This is a genomic window from Streptacidiphilus sp. ASG 303, assembly GCF_020991365.1.
Lineage (GTDB): Bacteria > Actinomycetota > Actinomycetes > Streptomycetales > Streptomycetaceae > Peterkaempfera.
Genome location: NZ_JAJLRA010000001.1, coordinates 332,451 through 350,210 on the forward strand (window position 1 = coordinate 332,451; position 17,760 = coordinate 350,210).

At 77.6% G+C, this 17,760-nt stretch carries 18 protein-coding genes; 4 read left to right on the forward strand and 14 right to left on the reverse strand.

Translation table 11 applies throughout. The features are described from left to right. Nucleotides 1–72: 72 nt before the first annotated feature. Entirely contained in the window at nt 73–1,890 is a 1,818-nt protein-coding gene (locus LO771_RS01485) for an MFS transporter (RefSeq protein WP_374228025.1), read from the forward strand. An 85-nt stretch (nt 1,891–1,975) separates the two neighbouring features. Then, a complete protein-coding gene (locus LO771_RS30500; RefSeq protein WP_255743581.1) occupies nt 1,976–2,584 on the forward strand; it encodes a MarR family winged helix-turn-helix transcriptional regulator in 609 nt (202 codons plus the stop codon). A 34-nt stretch (nt 2,585–2,618) separates the two neighbouring features. On the opposite strand, the gene LO771_RS01495 is transcribed toward LO771_RS30500, so the two are convergent. Together LO771_RS01495 and LO771_RS01500 are read right to left on the reverse strand one after the other, a co-directional pair. Then, on the reverse strand, nt 2,619–3,458 hold the full coding sequence (locus tag LO771_RS01495) for a polysaccharide deacetylase family protein (RefSeq protein WP_374228026.1): 840 nt from the start codon (nt 3,456–3,458) through the stop codon (nt 2,619–2,621). Then, nucleotides 3,455–4,312 carry an SDR family NAD(P)-dependent oxidoreductase gene (locus LO771_RS01500; RefSeq protein WP_374228027.1) on the reverse strand — a complete coding sequence of 286 codons (858 nt, stop codon included), beginning with the start codon at nt 4,310–4,312 and terminating at the stop codon, nt 3,455–3,457. Before LO771_RS01500 ends, LO771_RS01495 begins: the two co-directional genes overlap by 4 nt. Before the next feature lie 227 nt (nt 4,313–4,539). On the opposite strand from LO771_RS01500, the gene LO771_RS01505 reads away from it, so the two are divergent. After that, complete coding sequence (locus LO771_RS01505; protein WP_230647504.1) at nt 4,540–5,718, forward strand: galactosyldiacylglycerol synthase; 1,179 nt, start codon at nt 4,540–4,542, stop codon at nt 5,716–5,718. Nucleotides 5,719–5,762: 44 nt separating this feature from the next. Here the strand turns inward: LO771_RS01505 and LO771_RS01510 are convergent, their stop codons facing one another. From LO771_RS01510 to LO771_RS01530, 5 genes are all read right to left on the reverse strand, one after another. Continuing rightward, nucleotides 5,763–6,200, reverse strand: a complete 438-nt coding sequence (locus tag LO771_RS01510) for a hypothetical protein (protein WP_230647507.1) — start codon at nt 6,198–6,200, stop codon at nt 5,763–5,765. A 122-nt stretch (nt 6,201–6,322) separates the two neighbouring features. Further along, nucleotides 6,323–7,006, reverse strand: coding sequence for a carbonic anhydrase (locus tag LO771_RS01515; protein WP_230647509.1), 684 nt, complete (start codon nt 7,004–7,006; stop codon nt 6,323–6,325). Between the two features lie 427 nt (nt 7,007–7,433). Next, nucleotides 7,434–7,859 carry an SSI family serine proteinase inhibitor gene (locus LO771_RS01520; protein WP_230647511.1) on the reverse strand — a complete coding sequence of 142 codons (426 nt, stop codon included), beginning with the start codon at nt 7,857–7,859 and terminating at the stop codon, nt 7,434–7,436. Nucleotides 7,860–8,232: 373 nt separating this feature from the next. Beyond that, on the reverse strand, nt 8,233–9,753 hold the full coding sequence (locus LO771_RS01525; RefSeq protein ID WP_230647513.1) for an MFS transporter: 1,521 nt from the start codon (nt 9,751–9,753) through the stop codon (nt 8,233–8,235). 210 nt (nt 9,754–9,963) lie between these two features. Then, nucleotides 9,964–10,491 carry a 2'-5' RNA ligase family protein gene (locus tag LO771_RS01530; RefSeq protein WP_230647515.1) on the reverse strand — a complete coding sequence of 176 codons (528 nt, stop codon included), beginning with the start codon at nt 10,489–10,491 and terminating at the stop codon, nt 9,964–9,966. A gap of 418 nt (nt 10,492–10,909) precedes the next feature. Here LO771_RS01530 and LO771_RS01535 point away from each other — a divergent pair, with 418 nt between their 5' ends. Further along, nucleotides 10,910–11,950 carry a methyltransferase gene (locus LO771_RS01535; RefSeq protein WP_230647517.1) on the forward strand — a complete coding sequence of 347 codons (1,041 nt, stop codon included), beginning with the start codon at nt 10,910–10,912 and terminating at the stop codon, nt 11,948–11,950. Nucleotides 11,951–11,999: 49 nt separating this feature from the next. On the opposite strand, the gene LO771_RS01540 is transcribed toward LO771_RS01535, so the two are convergent. The 7 genes from LO771_RS01540 to LO771_RS01570 all read right to left on the reverse strand — a co-directional run bounded on the left by LO771_RS01540 (nt 12,000) and on the right by LO771_RS01570 (nt 17,726). After that, nucleotides 12,000–12,326: a TcmI family type II polyketide cyclase gene (locus tag LO771_RS01540; protein ID WP_230647519.1), complete on the reverse strand. Its 327-nt coding sequence runs from the start codon at nt 12,324–12,326 to the stop codon at nt 12,000–12,002. A gap of 127 nt (nt 12,327–12,453) precedes the next feature. Then, complete coding sequence (locus tag LO771_RS01545; protein ID WP_230647521.1) at nt 12,454–12,948, reverse strand: SRPBCC family protein; 495 nt, start codon at nt 12,946–12,948, stop codon at nt 12,454–12,456. A 134-nt stretch (nt 12,949–13,082) separates the two neighbouring features. Beyond that, nucleotides 13,083–13,334, reverse strand: coding sequence for an acyl carrier protein (locus LO771_RS01550; RefSeq protein WP_230647522.1), 252 nt, complete (start codon nt 13,332–13,334; stop codon nt 13,083–13,085). Nucleotides 13,335–13,389: 55 nt separating this feature from the next. Beyond that, nucleotides 13,390–14,631, reverse strand: a complete 1,242-nt coding sequence (locus LO771_RS01555) for a beta-ketoacyl synthase N-terminal-like domain-containing protein (RefSeq protein ID WP_230647524.1) — start codon at nt 14,629–14,631, stop codon at nt 13,390–13,392. Further along, nucleotides 14,628–15,926, reverse strand: coding sequence for a beta-ketoacyl synthase (locus tag LO771_RS01560; RefSeq protein WP_230647526.1), 1,299 nt, complete (start codon nt 15,924–15,926; stop codon nt 14,628–14,630). Before LO771_RS01560 ends, LO771_RS01555 begins: the two co-directional genes overlap by 4 nt. Continuing rightward, complete coding sequence (locus tag LO771_RS01565) at nt 15,923–16,363, reverse strand: cupin domain-containing protein (protein ID WP_230647528.1); 441 nt, start codon at nt 16,361–16,363, stop codon at nt 15,923–15,925. Before LO771_RS01565 ends, LO771_RS01560 begins: the two co-directional genes overlap by 4 nt. A gap of 91 nt (nt 16,364–16,454) precedes the next feature. Continuing rightward, a complete protein-coding gene (locus LO771_RS01570; RefSeq protein ID WP_230647530.1) occupies nt 16,455–17,726 on the reverse strand; it encodes a SchA/CurD-like domain-containing protein in 1,272 nt (423 codons plus the stop codon). Nucleotides 17,727–17,760: the final 34 nt, after the last annotated feature.

Below are 17,760 nucleotides of genomic sequence, written 5' to 3' on the forward strand. Positions count from 1 at the left end.
CGCCCCTGTCGCGGCCCGGCCTGCGGGACTATCGTTAGTTGCCATCAGCTAACGACCCGAGGGGGACGGCCGATGGCGGCCCAGGGCGAGCAGCACGGGACAGGCGGGCCGGCGGGTGCGAACGGGCCGGCGGACACGGGCGGCCCGGGCGGCCCGGGCGGCCCGGGCGTGGTCCGTGCCCCGGGGGAGCCGGGCGGCCGGTACGGGTGGACGGCGCTGTCCAACACGACCCTCGGCACGCTGATCGCCACGATCAACAGCTCGATCGTGCTGATCTCACTGCCGGCGATCTTCAACGGGATCGGGCTCGACCCGCTGCTGCCCGGCAACGTCGGCTACCTGCTGTGGATGCTCATGGGCTACCTGCTGGTGACCGCCGTGCTGGTGGTGACCCTGGGACGGCTGGGCGACATCCACGGCCGGGTGCGGATCTACAACGCCGGGTTCCTGGTCTTCACCGTGACGTCGGTGGCGCTCTCCCTGGACCCGTTCCGCGGCGGAGCGGGCGCGCTGTGGCTGATCGGCTGGCGGGTCGCCCAGGCGGTGGGCGGGTCGATGCTGATGGCCAACTCGGCGGCGATCATCACCGACGCGTTCCCCGTCTCGCGCCGCGGGATGGCGCTGGGCGTGAACATCGTCGCCGGCATCGCGGGCTCGTTCGTCGGGCTGGTGCTGGGCGGCCTGCTGGCCGAGTGGTACTGGCGGTCGATCTTCTGGGTCAACGTGCCGATCGGCGTGGTCGGCACCGTGTGGGCGTACCGGTCGCTGCGCGACACCGGCGTGCGGCGGCCGGCCCGGATCGACCGGTGGGGCAACGTCACCTTCGCCGTCGGCCTGACCGCGCTGCTGGCGGCCATCACGTACGGCATCCAGCCCTACGGCGGGCACACCATGGGCTGGACCAACCCGTGGGTGCTGGCCGGGCTGGTGGGCGGGACGGCCGTCCTGGCCCTGTTCTGCCTGGTCGAGACGCGGGTGGCGGAGCCGATGTTCCCGCTGGCGCTCTTCCGCGACGCGGTGTTCGCGGGCGGCAACGCGGCGACGCTGCTCGGGTCGGTGGCCCGCGGCGGCCTGCAGTTCATGCTGATCATCTGGCTGCAGGGCATCTGGCTGCCGCTGCACGGCTACGACTACGCGGACACCCCCCTGTGGGCGGGCATCTACCTGGTGCCGCTGACCGTCGGCTTCCTGGCGGCCGGGCCGGTCGCGGGACACCTGTCGGACCGGTTCGGGGCGCGGCTCTTCGCGGCGGGCGGCCTGGTGGTGATGGCGGCCTCCTTCGCGGGGCTCCTGCTGCTGCCGACGGACTTCGGCTACCCCGCCTTCGCCTTCCTGGTCTTCCTCAACGGCCTGGGCGGCGGGCTCTTCGCGGCGCCCAACACCTCGCTGATCATGTCCGCGGTGCCGCCGGAGGCGCGGGGCGCGGCCTCGGGGATGCGGGCCACGTTCCAGAACGCCGGGATGGTGCTCTCCATCGGCCTGTTCTTCTCCCTGATGGTGGCGGGCCTGTCCGGGTCGCTGCCGGGCGCACTGGACTCGGGGCTCACCGCCCAGGGCGTGCCCGCACCGGCCGCGCACGCCATCGCCGGGCTGCCGCCCGTGGGCACCCTGTTCGCCGCGTTCCTCGGCTACAACCCGGTGGGGCGGCTGCTGGGACCGGACGTGCTGGGACACCTGCCGGCCGGGAACGCGCACACGCTCACCGGCCGCGAGTTCTTCCCGCACCTGATCTCCGGGCCGTTCCACGACGGCCTGGTGGTGGTCTTCTGGCTGGCGATCGCCATGTCGCTGGTGGCGGCCGCGGCCTCGCTGGTGCACGACGGGGGCCGGGGCGGGCGGAGGGCCGGTACGGTGGACGCCCCGGACGCCGCCGGGGCGGCCGTCCGCTGACGCCGTCCGGCGCGGGACGCCCCGCCCCGGGCGGCGGGGCCGGGCGTCCGGGGCGCCGGACCGCTGCGAGGAGGCCCCGCCGACCATGACCGAGCCGAGCACCGTGCCGCCGCGGGAGCCCGCCCCCGCGGCGGCACCGGCCGCCCCCGATCCGGCCGCCCTCGATCCGGCCGGGCTCACCCGGCTGCGGCTGGCGGTCGCCCGGCTCAACCGGCAGCTGACGCAGGCCGCCGGCGGCCAGGACCTGACGTCGGCCCAGCTGTCCGCCCTGGCCAGGATCGAGCAGCACGGGCCGCTCCGGCTCGTCGAACTGGCGGGGCGGGAGGGGGTGGCGGCGCCGTCGATGGTGCGCACGCTGGCGCAGCTGACGGCGGGCGGGCTGGTGGACCGGGAGCCGGACCCGCAGGACCGGCGGTCGTGGCTGATCACCCTGACCGCGGCGGGCACGGAGATGATCACGCGGCTGCGGCGGGAGCGGTCGGCGCTGCTGTCGCGGCGGGTGGCGCTGCTGAGTGCGGAGGAGGGCGCGGCCCTGGCCGCGGCGATCCCGGTGCTGGAGCGGCTGGCCGGCGGGTCGGGCGGGTCCGGCGGGTCGGGCGGGTCGGGCGGGTCCGGCGGGTCGGGCGGGTCGGGCGGGTCCGGCGGGTCCGGCGGGTCCGGCGGCGAGGACCGTCCGCAGAGGCCGGGGGCCTGACGCGGGCCGGCCCCCGGCCCGGCGGCGGTGCCGGTCACCCGGCGCTGGTCGGGACGGCCCGGTCCGGTCGGTCCGGTCGGCGCCGTCCAGGCGGACCGGGCGGACCGGCCCGAAGGGTCCGGAGGCCGTGCTCGGCGAGCGGCCCGAGACGCCAGCCGCGGCCACGGCAGTGCGCGGCGAGCAGCGGCAGGGCGCCCAGGGCGGACCGCCAGCAGCCCGGCGCGGCGGCCCGGTCGGAGTCGTGGAGCAGGACCGTGCCGCCGCCGCGCAGGTCGCGGACGAGGGAGGCCAGGACGGATGCGGGGGTGGCGTCGGCGGTCCAGTCGCGGCCCCAGGCCGACCAGAGGACCGGCTGCAGCCCCGCGTGCCGGGCGGCCGCCCAGCGGCCGCCGGTGAGGATCCCGTACGGCGGCCGGTACCAGCGGCACCGGACGCCGGCCGCCTCCCGGACGGCGCGGACGGCGCGCGCGGTCTCGCGGCGGTCCCGCAGCGGGTCGGGCAGCCAGGGGCGGGTGTGGGTCCAGCCGTGGACGGCCAGTTCGTGGCCCTGCCGGGCGACGGCGGCGCACAGGCCGGGGTGGCGGCGCACGGCCTCGCCGAGGACGAAGAAGGTGGCCCGCAGGCCCAGGCGGTCCAGTTCGGCGAGGACGTGCGGGGTGGAGGCGGGGTCCGGCCCGTCGTCGAAGGTGAGCGCGACGTGGTCGGGGCGGCCCCGGCCGTCCAGGGCCGGGAGGAGCAGGCGGCGCACGGGGGGCAGCCAGGTGGCGGCGGGCCCGACGTGGGCGGCGGCCGGCAGCAGGAGGGCGGCGGGGGCCAGGAGGCGGCCGGCCGGCCGTGCGGCGGGGCGGCCGGCGGCGGGAGGGCCGGGGGTCACCCGAACCGTGCCGCGAGCCGGCGGTACAGGACGGGTGCGGCGCCCCTGAGCCGGACGGGGAGGCGCAGCCAGCCGGGGACGAACACCTCGCCGCGTCCGTGCGCGACCGCGTCGCAGACGGCCTCGGCGACGCGCTCCGGCGGGATCGGGCGCGGGTGCGACCGGCGGTAGGGGGCGCCGCGTCGGACGAAGAAGGGCGTGTCCACCACCCCGGGCACCACGAGGGTCACCCGGACGCCGCTGCCCGCCAGCTCGTAGCGCAGGCTCTCGGCGAACGCCCCCACCGCGGCCTTGGCGGCGGAGTACACGGCCTCGTCCCGGACCGACACGGCCCCGGCGATCGACCCGATGAGGACGACGTGCCCGCTGCCGCGCCGGACCATCTGCGGCAGCACGAGCCGGACGAGGTGCACGACGGACGCCAGGTCCACGGCGAGCACCCGGTGGAGCGCGGCGACGGGCATGGCCGTGAAGGGGCCCGCCCAGCCGACGCCGGCCCCGGCGACCAGCAGGTCGATCCGGCCGGCGGCGTCCAGCGCCCGGTCGGCGAGGAGGGCGCAGGCCCCGGGGTCCTCCAGGTCGGCGGACAGGGGGGTGCCCCGGGTCTCGGCGGACACACGGGCGAGCCGCTCGTGGTCGCGGCCGCTCAGCAGCAGCCGCCAGCCGCCGGACGCGGCCAGCCGGACGGCGACGGCGGCGCCGATGCCCGAGGAGGCGCCGGTGACGAGGGCGGTCCGGAGGTCCGGCGGGGACCCGCGGCCGTCCCGCGGCGGGGCGCCGTGCCGGTCGGGCCGGCGGGCGGACGGGTCCGGCGGGGCCGGCCGGCCGGTGGGGGCGGGGTGTGCTCCGGGCACCACTGCGGACTCCTCGGGTGAGCGGTGTGCCGTGCTCTGTCCGGGTATCCGGCACAGAATGCCTTAAACCCGAAAAGCGGCGATATCGTCACCGGCAGGTGGTGTCTCGCTGCGCAGGGTCACCAGCGGGGTCCCGCGCAGGGCCGCGCACGGGGTCGTATGCGGGATCGCGTGCGGGATCACATGCGGGCGGCGGCGCGGGCCGTTCCGGAAGGAGGGCGCATCCGGTGGTGCGGCGGTTCCTGGTCCTGAGCGCCCGGATGGGCGCCGGTCACGACGCGGTCGCGGCGGAGCTCGGCCGCCGGCTGTCGGCGGCGGGCCACCACGTGGCGCGGGCCGACGTGCTCGACCTGCTGCCCGCCGGCCTCGGCCCCGCCGTGCACGCCGGGTACCGGGGCGCGGTGCGGCACCTGCCGTGGGCCTACGGGGCGGTGTACGCGGCGTTCTTCCGGCCGGGCGCCGGCCCGCGGCCCGGCAGCGCGCCCCTGGCCCGGCTCGCGGAGCGGCGGCTGCTCTCCCTGGTGCGGGCGGAGCGGCCGGACGCGGTGGTGCCGGTCTTCCACCTGGCCGCCCAGCTGACCGGCGGCCTGCGCGCGCAGGGGCGGCTCGCCGTGCCCGCCGTGGTGGTGGTGACGGACTTCGCGGTCCACCGGCAGTGGCTGCACCCGGGGAACGACCTCCACCTGTGCGTCTCCCCCGGGGCCGCGGAGGAGGTGCGGCGGTCCGGGGCCGGCGCGGCGTCGGCGCCGGGGCCGGTGGTGCCGCCGCGGTTCGGGGCCCCTTGGCCGGGCGCGGCGGACTGGCGGCGGCTCCTGTCCCGTGCCGGGGGCGGACGGGAGCCCGTCCTGGTGTCGGCCGGGGCCTGGGGGGCGGGCTCGGGTCTGGACGCCACGGCCGGCCTGGTGGCGGGGTCGGGCCGCCTGGCGGTGGTGCTGTGCGGTCGCGACGAGCGGCTGCGGCGGCGGCTGGGGCGGCTGCCGGGGGTCCTGGCGCTCGGCTGGGTGGCGGATCTGGCCGGGCTGATGGGCGCCTGCGGGGCGCTGGTGGACAACGCGGCGGGGCAGACGGCGGTCCAGGCCCTGGCGGCGGGCCTGCCCGTGGTCGGCCACCGCCCGATCCCGGGGCACGGCGCGGCGGGGGTGCGCCGGATGGCGGAGCTGGGGGTCTCGGCGTACGCGCGGACGCCCGGGGAGCTGCTCGGTGCCCTCGACGCCCTGTCCTCCGGTGCGGAGCCCCTCGGCGGGGGCGTGCGCGAGCGGCAGGTCGCGGCGGGGCGGGCGCTGTTCGCCGGCGACGCGGCAGCCCTGGTGGCGGCCGCGGTGCGGGAGCGGCGCACCGGGCCGGGGCGCGCTCCGGCCGGGAGGGCGCCGGACGGGAGGGCGCCGGACGGGGCGGAGCGGGGGTGACGGCGTCCCGGGCGGGCGTGCGGCGGCCGGGGTCCCGGGGCCGGTCAGGTCGGCGCGGTGCCGTGGGGCGCGGTGCCGTGGGGCGCGGTGCCGTGGGGCGCGGTGCCGTGGGGCGCGATGCCGTGGGGCGCGATGCCGTGGGGCGCGGTGCCGTGGGGCGCGGTGCGGACGAGCCGGCCGACGATCTGCAGCAGGGCGCCCCGCTGGTCGTCCCGCAGGTCGCGGACCTGCTGGTCCTCGCGGATGCGGGCGACGCCGAGCAGGTCGTGGGCGGTGAGGGGGCCCACGCCCGGCAGGGCGCGGAGCAGTGCCGCGACCGGCATGCGGGCCGCGGTGTCGTCGCCGAGGTCGGCGCGGCGGAGCACGGCGGTCAGGGCGAGCGGGCCGCCGGTGGAGACCTCGCTGAGCAGTCCGGCGCGGCTGCGGGGGCGGCCGGGTGCGGCGTCGCCCGCCGGGGGCCGCGGGGGGTCGGGTGGGACCATGGTCCGCCTCCTCGCCGTCCGCCTCCATGCTACGCGCGCCCGGCGGGGTGCCGGGGGGCAGGCAAGGGCGGACGGCCGAGGACGGCGGTCCGACGACGGGAAGGGGGGACGGGGGGACGGGGTCAGGCGGCCCCGGCGTCCGTCCCCGGGTGGGACGCGGCGGGGACGGCGCCCGCCAGGACGTCCTCCTCCAGCCCCCGGGCGGCGACCAGCCGGGCGCTGCCGTCGGCGAGGCGGTAGGAGAGGCCGACGACGGCGGCGCGGCCCGCCGCCACCTCGTCGGCGAGCACCCGGGAGCGGTCGAGCAGGAGGTCGACGGTGTTGCGGATGTGCTCGTCCACGATGCCGTCGGGGTCGTCGATGCCGGCGGCGCGGGCGGCCAGCACGCTCGGGGTGACGCGCTCGACGACGTCGCGCACGTACCCGGGCGCCGGGGGTCCGTCCTCCAGGGCGGCGCGGGCGGCCGCGACGGCCCCGCACGAGTCGTGGCCGAGGACCACGACGAGGCGGCAGTCGAGCACGCTGACGCCGTACTCGATGCTGCCGAGCACCTCCGGGCCGGCCACGTGGCCTGCGGTGCGGACCACGAAGAGGTCGCCGAGGCCGCGGTCGAAGATGATCTCCGCCGCGAGTCTGGAGTCGGAGCACCCGAAGAGCACAGCGAAGGGGTGCTGGACCGGGGCCAGGGCGGCGCGGCGCTCGGCATCCTGGTTGGGGTGCTCGGGCACGCCGGAGACAAAGCGCTGGTTGCCCGCCAGCAGCGTCCGCAGTGCGTCTCGGGGCACGGGCGTTCGAGAATTCGCCATGGCGGAAGGATAAGGGGGCGGGCTGTGCGACGCACGCGGCGTCCACCCTGTGTCCCCGGTCACCGGGGGCGGAAGGGGGGGCGGGACGCGCGCTGCGCGCTCCGGGGAGGGGCTCCGGCCGGCGGCCCTCCGGACGGCGGCCCTCCGGATCCGCGGCACCTCTGCGGGACCGGGGTGTCGGCGGCGCGGGGTGCGGCCTCCGGCGCGGCGGAGGCCCTGGCCGCGGGGGCCGGGACGGTGCGGGCGGCGGCGGTCCGCCGGTCGTGCGGCGGGGCGCGGGGCGCCCGTCGTGCGGCGGTACCGGTCATACGGCGGTACCGGTCATACGGCGGTACCGGTCATACGGCGGTACCGGTCGTGCGGCAGTGCGGGGCGAAGCGCGGACGCGGCCGGGGGTGGACGGCCGGTCGGCGCGGCGGGGCCCGGGTCAGAAGTCGAAGACCGTGCCCCGGGAGGTGAGCACCGCGCAGTAGTTGCCGAACGTCTCGCGGTAGGAGACGCGCTTGCCCCGCCACACGCCGTCGGCGGTCACCGTCACCGGAGTGGCGATGGCCGGGCAGGGCCGGCCGTAGCCGCGCAGCCCGGCGAAGGACCCGTCGCTCGCCGCGAGGCCCGCGCAGGCGTCCGCCGCGGCGGGGTGGGTGCCGCTCGGCGCGGGGGCGCAGCCGAGGGTCACGGCGCGGGCCACGGAGGCGTCGGGGTCGGTGCCGTCGCCGGGGGCCATGGTCAGCACCAGGGCGCTCGGCGCGTAGAGGCCGGTCGGGGCGGCGGACGCCCGGCCGGCGCCGGTGAGGGCCGCGGTGGCGGCCAGCAGGGCGGCGGCGGCAGCGGCGGTACGCGTACGGTTGCGCATATCGGTCACTCCTCGGGAATGTCGTGCCGGATTTCGGACGGCGCCAGTGTTTCCGTTCCGTGTCGCGAGGGACAGTCGGGCGTACCGGAACCGGCCGCGGCGGCAGGGCGCCGATGTGGCCGACAATCGCCGGAAACGTCCATCCGGCGACTCTCGGTGACCGGATGTGCGCGCAGGATGACCGCGTGCGGGTCGGGCCGGTGGGCGACCTGGCCTTCCCGGGGGCCGGATCGCGCCACCTCGCTTCGTCCGGATGGCCCCGCCCCCGGCCCACCCGTCCGCGGCTCACCCGCCCCGGCTCACCCGTCCGCGGCGCGGACCGCCGGCTCCGGAGCCGGCCGGTCCCGGGGGCGCGCGACGGGCGGCGGGGCGCTCAGTGGCACTCCCGCGCCGGCGGCTGCAGCGGCGGGGCGCCGACCGCGCAGTGGCACCGGCACGGCGGGGGTTCGGCCGGGGCCTGCGGGCCGCGCAGCACGTCCGAACGGATGGTGCACCAGGCCAGCACCGCACCGGCCGCCAGCAGGCCGGCGCAGACCAGCAGGGCGGCGTCGAAGGCCGTGCCGAAGGCGGCCGGGTCGTGGTAGTCGTCCCCGGAGAGGCCCACGACCAGGGGCAGGGCCGCCACCGCGATGAGGCCGGCCGCCCGGGCCACCGCGTTGTTCACCCCGGAGGCGATGCCCGCGTACCGCTCCTCGGCCGCCCCGAGCACGGTCGCGGTCAGCGGCGCCACCGTGGCGGCGAGGCCGAGGCCGAAGACGCAGACGGCGGGGACGACGTCGGTGAGGTAGTCGGCGGCGGGGTCGATCCGGGTCATCAGCAGCAGGCCGGCCGCACAGACGGCGGGCCCGACGGTCATCGGGATGCGCGGTCCGATGCGCTCCGCCAGCCGCCCCGACCGCTCGGAGAGCAGCAGCATGATCACGGTCACCGGCAGCAGGGCGGCGCCCGCCGCGAGCGCCGAGAACCCCGCCTCGACCTGGAGGTCGACCACGAGGAGGAAGAAGACGCCGCCGAGCGCCGCGTAGACGGCGAAGGTGACCGCGTTGGCGGCGGTGAACTGCCGCTCGGCGAAGATCGAGGGCGGCAGCATGGGGGTGCGGCTGCGCCGCTCGACCACGACGAAGGCCGCCAGCGCGGCGGCGCCCGCCACGCCGGTGACGGTGAGCGCCGCGGGGTCCGCGCCCGGCTCCGCGGCGCCGATGAGGGCGTAGGTGATCCCGGCGAGCCCGGCGGCGGCGCAGAGCGCACCGGGCCAGTCGAAGCGGCCGGAGGCGGTCTCGTCCCGGCTCTCCGGGACGTGGCGCAGGGCGACCGCGACGACGGCGGCGGCGGGCACGATGTTGATGAGGAAGACCCAGCGCCAGCTGGCCGCGTCGACCAGCCAGCCGCCGAGCAGCGGCCCCAGCGCGCCGGCCACGCCGCCCATGCCGGACCAGACGCCGATCGCCCGGGCCCGGTCCTCCCGGGCGAAGGACGCCTGGATGAGGGCGAGCGACCCCGGGGTGAGCAGCGCCCCGCCGACGCCCTGGAGGGCGCGGGCCGCGACCAGCAGTCCGGTGCTCGGGGCCAGTCCGCACAGCAGGGAGGCGAGCGCGAACCAGACGGTGCCCGCGACGAAGACCCGGCGGCGGCCGAACCGGTCGCCGAGCGACCCGCCGAGGAGGATCAGCGCGGCGAGGGTGAGGGTGTAGCCGTTGACGGTCCACTGGAGTCCGGCGAGGGAGGCGTGCAGGTCGTCGCCGAGGGCGGGCAGCGCGACGTTGACGACCGTGGAGTCGAGGAGCGTCATACCCGAGCCGAGGACGGCGGCGGCGAGCACCCACCGCCCGTCGGCCCGCCCCATGCGGACGCTGCCGGCAGGGGGCCGGGCCGGGGAACGCGTGGGAACCGTCATGGCAGCCTCCGCCCCGCGCGTCGGGCGCCTCCGCGGCGGGGGCGCCTCGTGGCGGGCGGCGGGGCTCCGCCCGCGTACGGGTGGCGTACCCGCCACGGCGGCGGGGATGCGGGACGGCGCCGAACGGACGGCGGGGCCGGGCGGCGGCGCCGGACGGGCGGCGGGCGCGGCCGGGTCGGGCGGAGGGGCTGGACGGCGGGCGCGGCCGGGTCAGGCGGCGCCGAGGGGGACGGTGGTGCGGGTGTCGGTGTCGTAGCTGCGGCCCGCGTCCAGGTCGCCCGGGTGGTCGGGGAGCCGGCCGAGCACCTCCAGGGCGGTGACCAACTGCTCGGGCTCCAGGCGGCGGGTGAGGCTCATGTGGGGCATCCAGCGGCCGGGGGTGTACAGGGGGTGCGGCTCGTCCGCGCCGTCCAGCGCCGCCCACACCGCGCCGTGGACCGCCAGCAGCTCCGGCGTGGGCACGATGCCCCAGGCCAGGACGCGGCGGCGGCTGCGGGCGCTGAAGGAGAGCAGGCCGGCGAGCCGCACGCGGAGCGGCAGGGCGGGGGCGAGGAGGTCGTCGATCCGCTCGAGGGCCCCCGGGGGGAAGGCGCCGGCCGCCGCGAGGGTGAGGTGGGGGCGGTGCGTGGGGTGGGTGTTGCGGGTGAGGCTCGGCAGTCCGGCGGCGTCGAGCCGGCCCCAGACCGCGCGCACGGCGTCGTCGAAGTCGGGGTCGCAGGTCAGCTCCACGGTGCGCACCGTTCCACGGTATCGGGCGGACCGGCGGGACCGGCGGCGGGCCGGGCCGCCCGGCCCGCCGTGCCCGCGTCCGGCCGCGACGGGCGGGCCGTGCCGTCCGGCTTGCCCTTCCAGCCCTGCCCGACACCACCGCCCGGACCCACCCCCGGGCGCCCCTTCGTGACATCACCCACAGAACAGAACCGGACGTACCCCACGTTCGCGACGACCGTCCGGGAACTTCCCCGGCGCGCCGCCCGCGGGCCTGCGCCGCACCCCCCGCGGGCGCCCGGGGCTCGGCCGCCGGGGCGACCGCCATTCGGGTCGTCCCCGCCGCGGCCCGGCCGCGCCGCCCGGGCCGCCCCGCCCCCGTCGGCGACCGTGGGAGGCGGCGGTCACCCGCCTTCCTCCGCCGTCCCACCTGCAGAAAGGGGTTCCCATGGAGAGCACCGCCGCCGTGGCGCCCGCAGCTCCGAGCGCGGCCATGCGCCTGCGCGAACTCGCCTTCAGCGCCGCCTCCGCGGCCGCCGTCCGCGCCGCCGTCCGGCTCGGCCTGCCCGACGCCCTCGGCGACAACCCCGTCACGGCCGGCGAGCTGGCCGCCGCGGTGGACGCGGACCCCCAGGCGCTGCGCCGCCTGATGCGGGCGCTGACCTGCCAGGGCGTCTTCGCCGAGGACGGCGAGGGCCGCTTCGTCCACACCGCGATGTCGCGGATGCTGCGCGAGGACACCCCCCGCTCCATGCGGTACGTCTCGCTGTGGACCACCGAGCCGTGGACCTGGGACGCCTGGCAGCACCTGGACGAGGCGGTCCGGCGCGGCGGCCACGTCTTCCACGAGCTGTACGGCAAGGAGTTCTTCACGTACCTGCACGAGGACGCGCCCGAGTCGGCGGAGGTCTTCAACAAGGCGATGACGCACTCCAGCCGCCAGTCCGCACAGGACATCGCGGAGATGCTGGACCTGCGGGGCGTCTCCCTGGTCGCCGACATCGGCGGCGGCCAGGGCCACGTGCTGGCCGGCCTGCTGGAGCGCAACCCCGACCTGCGCGGCGCCCTGCTCGACCTGCCGGGCGTGGTGGCGAACGCGGACCCGCGGCTGCGGGACGGCGGCGCGCTGGCGGACCGGGTGGAGCTCGTGGCGGGCGACTGCCGGGAGGCGATCCCCGTGCAGGCGGACCTCTACATCATCAAGAACATCCTGGAGTGGGACGATCGGAGCACCCGCGCGACCCTGCGCAACACGGTCGCCGCGGCCCGGCCGGGCGCGCGGGTCCTGGTGATCGAGAACCTGGTGGACGAGACGGCCTCCATGCCGTTCACGGCCGCCATGGACCTGCTGCTGCTCCTCAACGTCGGCGGGCGCAAGCACACCCAGGACGGCCTGGTCGCGCTGATGGAGGAGGCGGGGCTGAAGGTCGGCGACGTCCGGCCCGTCAACCCCTACCTGCACGCCTTCGACGCCGTGGTGCCCGAGTAGGGGCACCCGGCGGGCGGCGCCGGGCACCCGGCGCCCGCCCGCCGCCCGGTCAGGCGTCCCGCTCCCAGCGGTAGAACTCGTACGCCATGGCGTCCTTGGGCTCCCGCCAGGTCGCGGGGTCGTACGCGGAGACGAACGGCAGCAGCCGCTCGCTGACCTCCCGGAACTCGGGGTGGCGGACCTGCTTCGCCACCTCGGGGCCCGGGGGCCGGTCGGCCTCGATGAGGTGCATGTAGAGCTCGCCGAACTGGAAGAGGCTGCGGCCGCGCACCCCGATCAGGTGCGGCAGCTCGCCCCGGTCGGAGGCGGCGAAGACCTCGGCGATGTCGGGGGCGGAGTCGGGCTTCATGCGGGCGACGATGAGGGAGCGGTACACGGAGGGTTCCTCCTCGGGGGCGGAGCGTGCCGGGACGGGCCCGGCCGACGGCGCGGTGGTCCGCCGTCGGCCGGGCCCGGCGCGTGGTGCGGGGCTGCGGCGGGGGCGCCGCAGGGTTCAGCGGGGCTCAGCGGCTGGCGGCGGGGGCCGGGTCGACGCCCCGCTCGCGGGCCTCCTTCTCGACCTTGTCCCGGATGAGCTCCATCTGGATCCGCGAGTTGCGGTTGATGTTGTCGGTCATCCAGGCGTCGTCGACGGGGGCCTCGGGCTTCATGGCGAAGTCCTGGATCCACCGCATCCGGGTGCCGTCGGCCACCTGGTGGTACTCCCAGCGGATGTCCATGTGGCGGAACGGCCCGGTCTCGACGCGGCGGGCGGTGACGGTGTGCGTGGCGGGGTCGGGCTCGCGCTCGCTGACCCAGCTCCACACCTTGCCGTTCTCGTCGGGGTGCATGGTGAGGCGGAAGGTGGTCTTCGCGCCCCTGCGCTCCATCACCTCGACGGAGGCGTACTCACTGAAGAGCTGCGGCCAGCGCTCCAGGTCGTTGGTGACCTCCCAGACGAGGTCGAGGGGGGCGGCGATGACGATCTCGTTGTCGGTGTGGCCGACGGTTGCGGACATGTGCGCTGCTCCAGGGTCGGGTGCTGCGGGCCGGCCCCATGGGGACCGGCCCCCCCGGTACCGGGCGGGGTGCACCGGTACCGGACGGGACTGACGGGACTGACGGGACTGACGGGACCGGCGGGCCGGGCCGGTCAGGCCGCCAGGCGGTCGTTGGCCAGGGCCAGGAACTCGTGGGGCGTCCTGCAGGACTCGGCGCCGGGCCCGATCGGGGCGCCGCGGCGGTTCTCCAGCGCCGCGACGACGCCGAGCAGGCCGAGCGAGTCCAGGCCGAACTCCTCGAAGGTCGCGGCGGGACGGCTCTCCATCTCCGCGGGGTCGACGGAGACGCCCGCGCAGGACTTCATCAGCGTGGCCAGGTCGCCGAAGGTCAGGGAATCGTTCATCAGGGGGTTCTCCTTCGCAGGTGGCGGCCGTGGGGGCGGGGCGCTGCGGCCCCGGTCACGGCCGGTCGGTGCCGCTGCCGCGGCGCAGGACGAGCGCGGCGTTGCAGCCCATCAGTCCCCGCGCGAGCACGAGCGCGGTGCGCAGCTCGGCGGGACGGGCGGTGCGGGTCACCAGGTCGAGGTCGTGGGCGACGTCCACGACGTTCGGCGTGGGGGGCACCACCCCGCTCTCCATGGCCAGCACGGCGGCGGCCGTGTCGAGCACCGGTCCGCCGCAGTAGGCGCGGCCGGTGCCGGTCTTGGGCGCGGTGACCGGGACCCGGGAGGCCCGCGGGCCGAGGACGTCGGCCAGGGCCAGGGCCTCGGCGCGGTCGGCCTCCGGGACGCCGAGGGCGTCGGCGAAGACCACGTCGACCTCCTCCGGCGCGCAGCCCGCCTCCGCCAGGGCGGCGCGGGCGGCGTGCGCGAGCCCCTCGCGGGAGCGCTGCCAGCCGTCGGTGCCGGTGAAGGTGGCGGCGTGCCCGGCGACGACGGCGCGGACGGCCGCGCCGCGCCCGCGGGCGGCCCCCTCCTCCTCCAGGACGAGCATCGCGCCGCCCTCCGCGGGGGCGAACCCGCAGGCGTCGCCGGTGAACGGCAGGTAGGCGCGGGCCGGGTCCCCGGAGCGGCTCAGCTCCTCGTAGCCGAGCTGGCAGACCGCCGAGTACGGGGCCAGCGGCGCCTCGGCGGAGCCGACGACGACCGCCCGGGCGCCGCGCCGGATGCCGCGGCGGGCGTGGGCGAGGGCGTCCAGGCCGCCGGCCTCGTCGTTCGTGAGCACCCCGCAGGGGCCCTTGAAGCCGCCGCGGATGGAGATCTGGCCGGTGCTGGCCGCGTAGAACCAGGCGATCGACTGGTAGGGGCCGACGAACCGGGGCCCCTTGCCCCACAGCTGCTGGAGCTCCCGCTGGCCGAACTCGCCGCCGCCGGAGCCGGCCGCGGTGACCACCCCGACGTCGAACGGCGAGCCGCCGCCGGTCTCCAGCCGGGCGTCGGCCAGCGCGAGGTCGGCCGCCGCCATCGCGAAGTGGGTGAACCGGTCGGTCTGCACGGTGAAGCGGGACTCCACCGCCTCCTGCGGGTCGAAGCCGCGGACCTCGCCGGCGACCCGCAGCGGCAGCTCCTCGCAGCCCTCGCGGGAGACCCGGTCCAGGACGCAGACGCCCTCCCGGGTCGCCTTCCAGAAGGCGTCGGCGCCGATGCCGTTGGGGGCGACCACGCCGATGCCGGTCACCACCGCCCGCCGCTCGCTGCTCATGCCGTCCTCCCGTCGGCCCGCACGGCGCTGCGCCGCCGGCCCTCGTCGCGCTGCAGGACCACCGCGGACTGGAACCCGCCGAACCCGCTGCCGACCGAGAGGACCGTGCGCAGCGGCGCCTCGCGGGCCGTGCGGGGCACGTAGTCCAGGTCGCACTCGGGGTCGGGGGTCTCGTAGTTGGCGGTGGGGGGCACCACGCCCCGGGAGAGCGCCAGGGTGCAGGCGGCGAGCTCGATCGCGCCGATCGCGCCCAGCGAGTGGCCCACCATGGACTTGATGGAGCTCATGGGGGTCTCGTAGGCGTGCGCGCCGAGCGACCGCTTGACCGCGGCGGTCTCGTGGCGGTCGTTCTGCTGGGTGCCCGAGCCGTGGGCGTTGACGTAGTCGACCTCGCCGGGGTCGATCCGCGCGTGGTCGAGCGCGGTGTCGATGGCGTGCGACATCTCCAGGCCCTCCCGGGTGAGCCCGGTCATGTGGTACGCGTTGCCGAAGGTGGCGAAGCCGCGGATCTCGCACAGGACGCGGGCGCCGCGGCGCCGCGCGTGCTCCAGCTCCTCCAGCACCAGCACCGCCGCTCCCTCGCCGAGCACGAAGCCGTCCCGGTCCGCGTCGAACGGGCGCGAGGCGTGCGCCGGGTCGTCGTTGCGGGTGGAGGTGGCCTTGATGGCGTCGAAGCACGCCACCGTGATCGGCGAGATGGGCGAGTCGGAGGCGCCGGCCACCACCACGTCGGCCTTGCCCTCCTCGATGGCGTGGAAGGCGTAGCCGACGGCGTCCAGACCGGAGGTGCAGCCGGTGGAGACGGTCTGGACCGGCCCGTGGGCGCCGACGTCCTCGGCGACCTCGGAGGCCAGCGCGCTGGGCGAGAACGCCCGGTGCAGGTGGGGGCCGGCCCGCAGGTGGTCCACCGCCCAGCGCTGGCCCGACCCGGAGACGGCGACGTAGTCGTGCTCCAGGCGGGTGGTGCCGCCGACGGCCGTGCCCAGCGAGACGCCGATCCGCCAGGGGTCCTCGCGGGAGGTGTCCAGGCCGGAGTCGCGCAGGGCCTCGCCCGCGGCGGCCAGCGCGAACTGCACGTACCGGTCGGCGCGCCCGGCCCGGCGCGGGTCCACCCCGCACGCCGCCGCGTCGAAGTCGCACTCGGCGGCGATGCGGGAGCGGAACCCCTCCGGGTCGAAGAGCGTGATACCGCGGGTCGCGGTACGGCCGGCGGTGAGCAGGTCCCAGAACGCCGGCACCCCCACGCCCCCGGGTGCGACGACGCCCAATCCGGTGACCGCAACCCGCCGGTTCACGCGCGGGCCTCGACGGACTGCGCCCGGTCGGCCTGCTGCCGGTCCTGCCCGGCCTCGTCCTCGGTGTCGACGTGCCCGAGCTCGGGGCGCGGCGCCAGCGGGCCGAGGTGGAAGACCATGCGGGCCTCCACGCGGCCGACGTTGCGGAACCGGTGGCGCATGTTGCGGGGGATCATCAGGCCCTGGTCCGGGGCGAGGGCGTAGGTGACGCCGTCCAGGTCGACCTCCAGGGCGCCGCAGACGACGTGGACGAACTCCTCGGAGTAGGGGTGGTAGTGCTCGCCGATGCGGTCACCGGGCTGCACCAGGGCGACGCCCATGAAGCCGCTGGTCGCTCCGACGGTGGTGGGGGTGAGCATGGCGCGCAGGTCGCCGCCGCGCCGGGTGTTGGGCTCGATCTCGTGCAGGTCGACGATCCGAGGGGGGGTGGCGGTCATGGCCGTTGCCTCCGTGAGGGGATCCGCAGCGGGATCCGTGGGGGGAAGGAAGAGGAGGGGGAAGGGAGGGGGGAGGGGCGCCCGCACGGGGTCAGGAGCCCTGCGAGGCGCGGTCGGTGACGAGGGCGAGGTCGTAGGCGGCGAGGAAGCGTCGCAGGCCCTCGGCGGTGGACAGCAGCAGGTCCTCGCCGGGCTCCAGCAGGTGGGTGAGCTCGGCGGCGGCCGGGCCGCGGCCCACGCCGGCGACGGCGGCCGGGTCCTCGGGGGCGTTCGCCCGGACGTCGACCACCCGGACGACGAGGTCGTCGCGCTGGAAGACCGTGGAGCGGACCAGCGGCCCGTCCGGGTTCCGCACGGCCTGCTCGTCGTGGCCGGCCAGCAGCTTCGCCGCGACCTGAGCGCAGCCGCGGCGCACCGGGTAGAGCAGGGCGCGGCGGCGGACCTCGGCGCGGTCGGCGTCGGGGGCCTCGGCGTGGTGGGCGGCGGGCAGGGCGGCGCGGGCGAAGAAGGACCGGACGGACGCCGGGTCGGCGAAGTCGCGGGGCTGCTCCAGGTGGGGGTTGATCGCCTCCTCGACGGCGCGCACCTCGGGCTGCTGGGAGACGTGGCGCAGCGCGGCGGCGAGGTCGCCCTCGACCTCGACGGCGCGCACGACCCGGTTGCCGTGCATGAAGAGGGAGGTGCGCAGCAGGCGGGTGTCCTCGTCGACGCGGGCCTGCGGCGAGCGGTAGCCGGCGAGGATGCCCGCGACGGCCTGCTCGGTGCCGGGCTTCACGGTGAAGGTCAGCGCGTGGCGCACCACACCGCCGTGGCGGGCCGCTCCGCCGTGCTGGGCCGCTCCGCCGTGCTGGGGGCCGCCGCGCTGGGGGCCGCCCTGCGGCCGGCCGGCGCCGGCGGGGCGCTCCTGCAGGCCGGTGCCCGCACCCGCGGCGCCCCCGGCCTGCCCGCCCCGGTCGGAGAGGGCCGCCGCCGCCCGGCCGCCGAGCCGGCAGCCGGACTCCGCGGTGCAGGGCGAGCCGGTCTGGTGGGCGACGGTGAAGCGCAGCGACCGGGTGTCGCGGACGCAGCCGTGCAGCGGCTTGACCATCTCGATGTGGTCGGGGCTGTCGACCCAGTCGAGGAAGCTGGCGGCGTTCTCCCACTCGCTGGTGATGAGCCACTTGGTGGGCTCGTCGATCGACTGGCAGAGCTGGTCGCTGATGTGGCCGGGGACGGCGGCGACCTCGTGGCGCATGTGCTCGTACGCGTCGAGGAAGCGCTGCTGCTGACCCTCGTTGATGTCGCAGAAGAGGACGACCCGCAGCCGGGCGGAGTCGCGGTCCGCGGGTGCGGGCGGGGCGGAGGATTCGGACAGGGCGGTCATGTGGGCATTCCCTTCGGGGAGGCCGGTCGCGCAG

Bases quoted from the DNA above. Each gene is read 5' to 3' on its own strand.
- LO771_RS30500 (WP_255743581.1), top strand. From the start codon at position 1,976: ATGACCGAGCCGAGCACCGTGCCGCCGCGGGAGCCCGCCCCCGCGGCG.
- LO771_RS01485 (WP_374228025.1), top strand. From the start codon at position 73: ATGGCGGCCCAGGGCGAGCAGCACGGGACAGGCGGGCCGGCGGGTGCG.
- LO771_RS01515 (WP_230647509.1), bottom strand. From the start codon at position 7,006: ATGGCGAATTCTCGAACGCCCGTGCCCCGAGACGCACTGCGGACGCTG.
- LO771_RS01510 (WP_230647507.1), bottom strand. From the start codon at position 6,200: ATGGTCCCACCCGACCCCCCGCGGCCCCCGGCGGGCGACGCCGCACCC.
- LO771_RS01570 (WP_230647530.1), bottom strand. From the start codon at position 17,726: ATGACCGCCCTGTCCGAATCCTCCGCCCCGCCCGCACCCGCGGACCGC.
- LO771_RS01550 (WP_230647522.1), bottom strand. From the start codon at position 13,334: ATGAACGATTCCCTGACCTTCGGCGACCTGGCCACGCTGATGAAGTCC.
- LO771_RS01555 (WP_230647524.1), bottom strand. From the start codon at position 14,631: ATGAGCAGCGAGCGGCGGGCGGTGGTGACCGGCATCGGCGTGGTCGCC.
- LO771_RS01535 (WP_230647517.1), top strand. From the start codon at position 10,910: ATGGAGAGCACCGCCGCCGTGGCGCCCGCAGCTCCGAGCGCGGCCATG.
- LO771_RS01525 (WP_230647513.1), bottom strand. From the start codon at position 9,753: ATGACGGTTCCCACGCGTTCCCCGGCCCGGCCCCCTGCCGGCAGCGTC.
- LO771_RS01545 (WP_230647521.1), bottom strand. From the start codon at position 12,948: ATGTCCGCAACCGTCGGCCACACCGACAACGAGATCGTCATCGCCGCC.
- LO771_RS01520 (WP_230647511.1), bottom strand. From the start codon at position 7,859: ATGCGCAACCGTACGCGTACCGCCGCTGCCGCCGCCGCCCTGCTGGCC.
- LO771_RS01565 (WP_230647528.1), bottom strand. From the start codon at position 16,363: ATGACCGCCACCCCCCCTCGGATCGTCGACCTGCACGAGATCGAGCCC.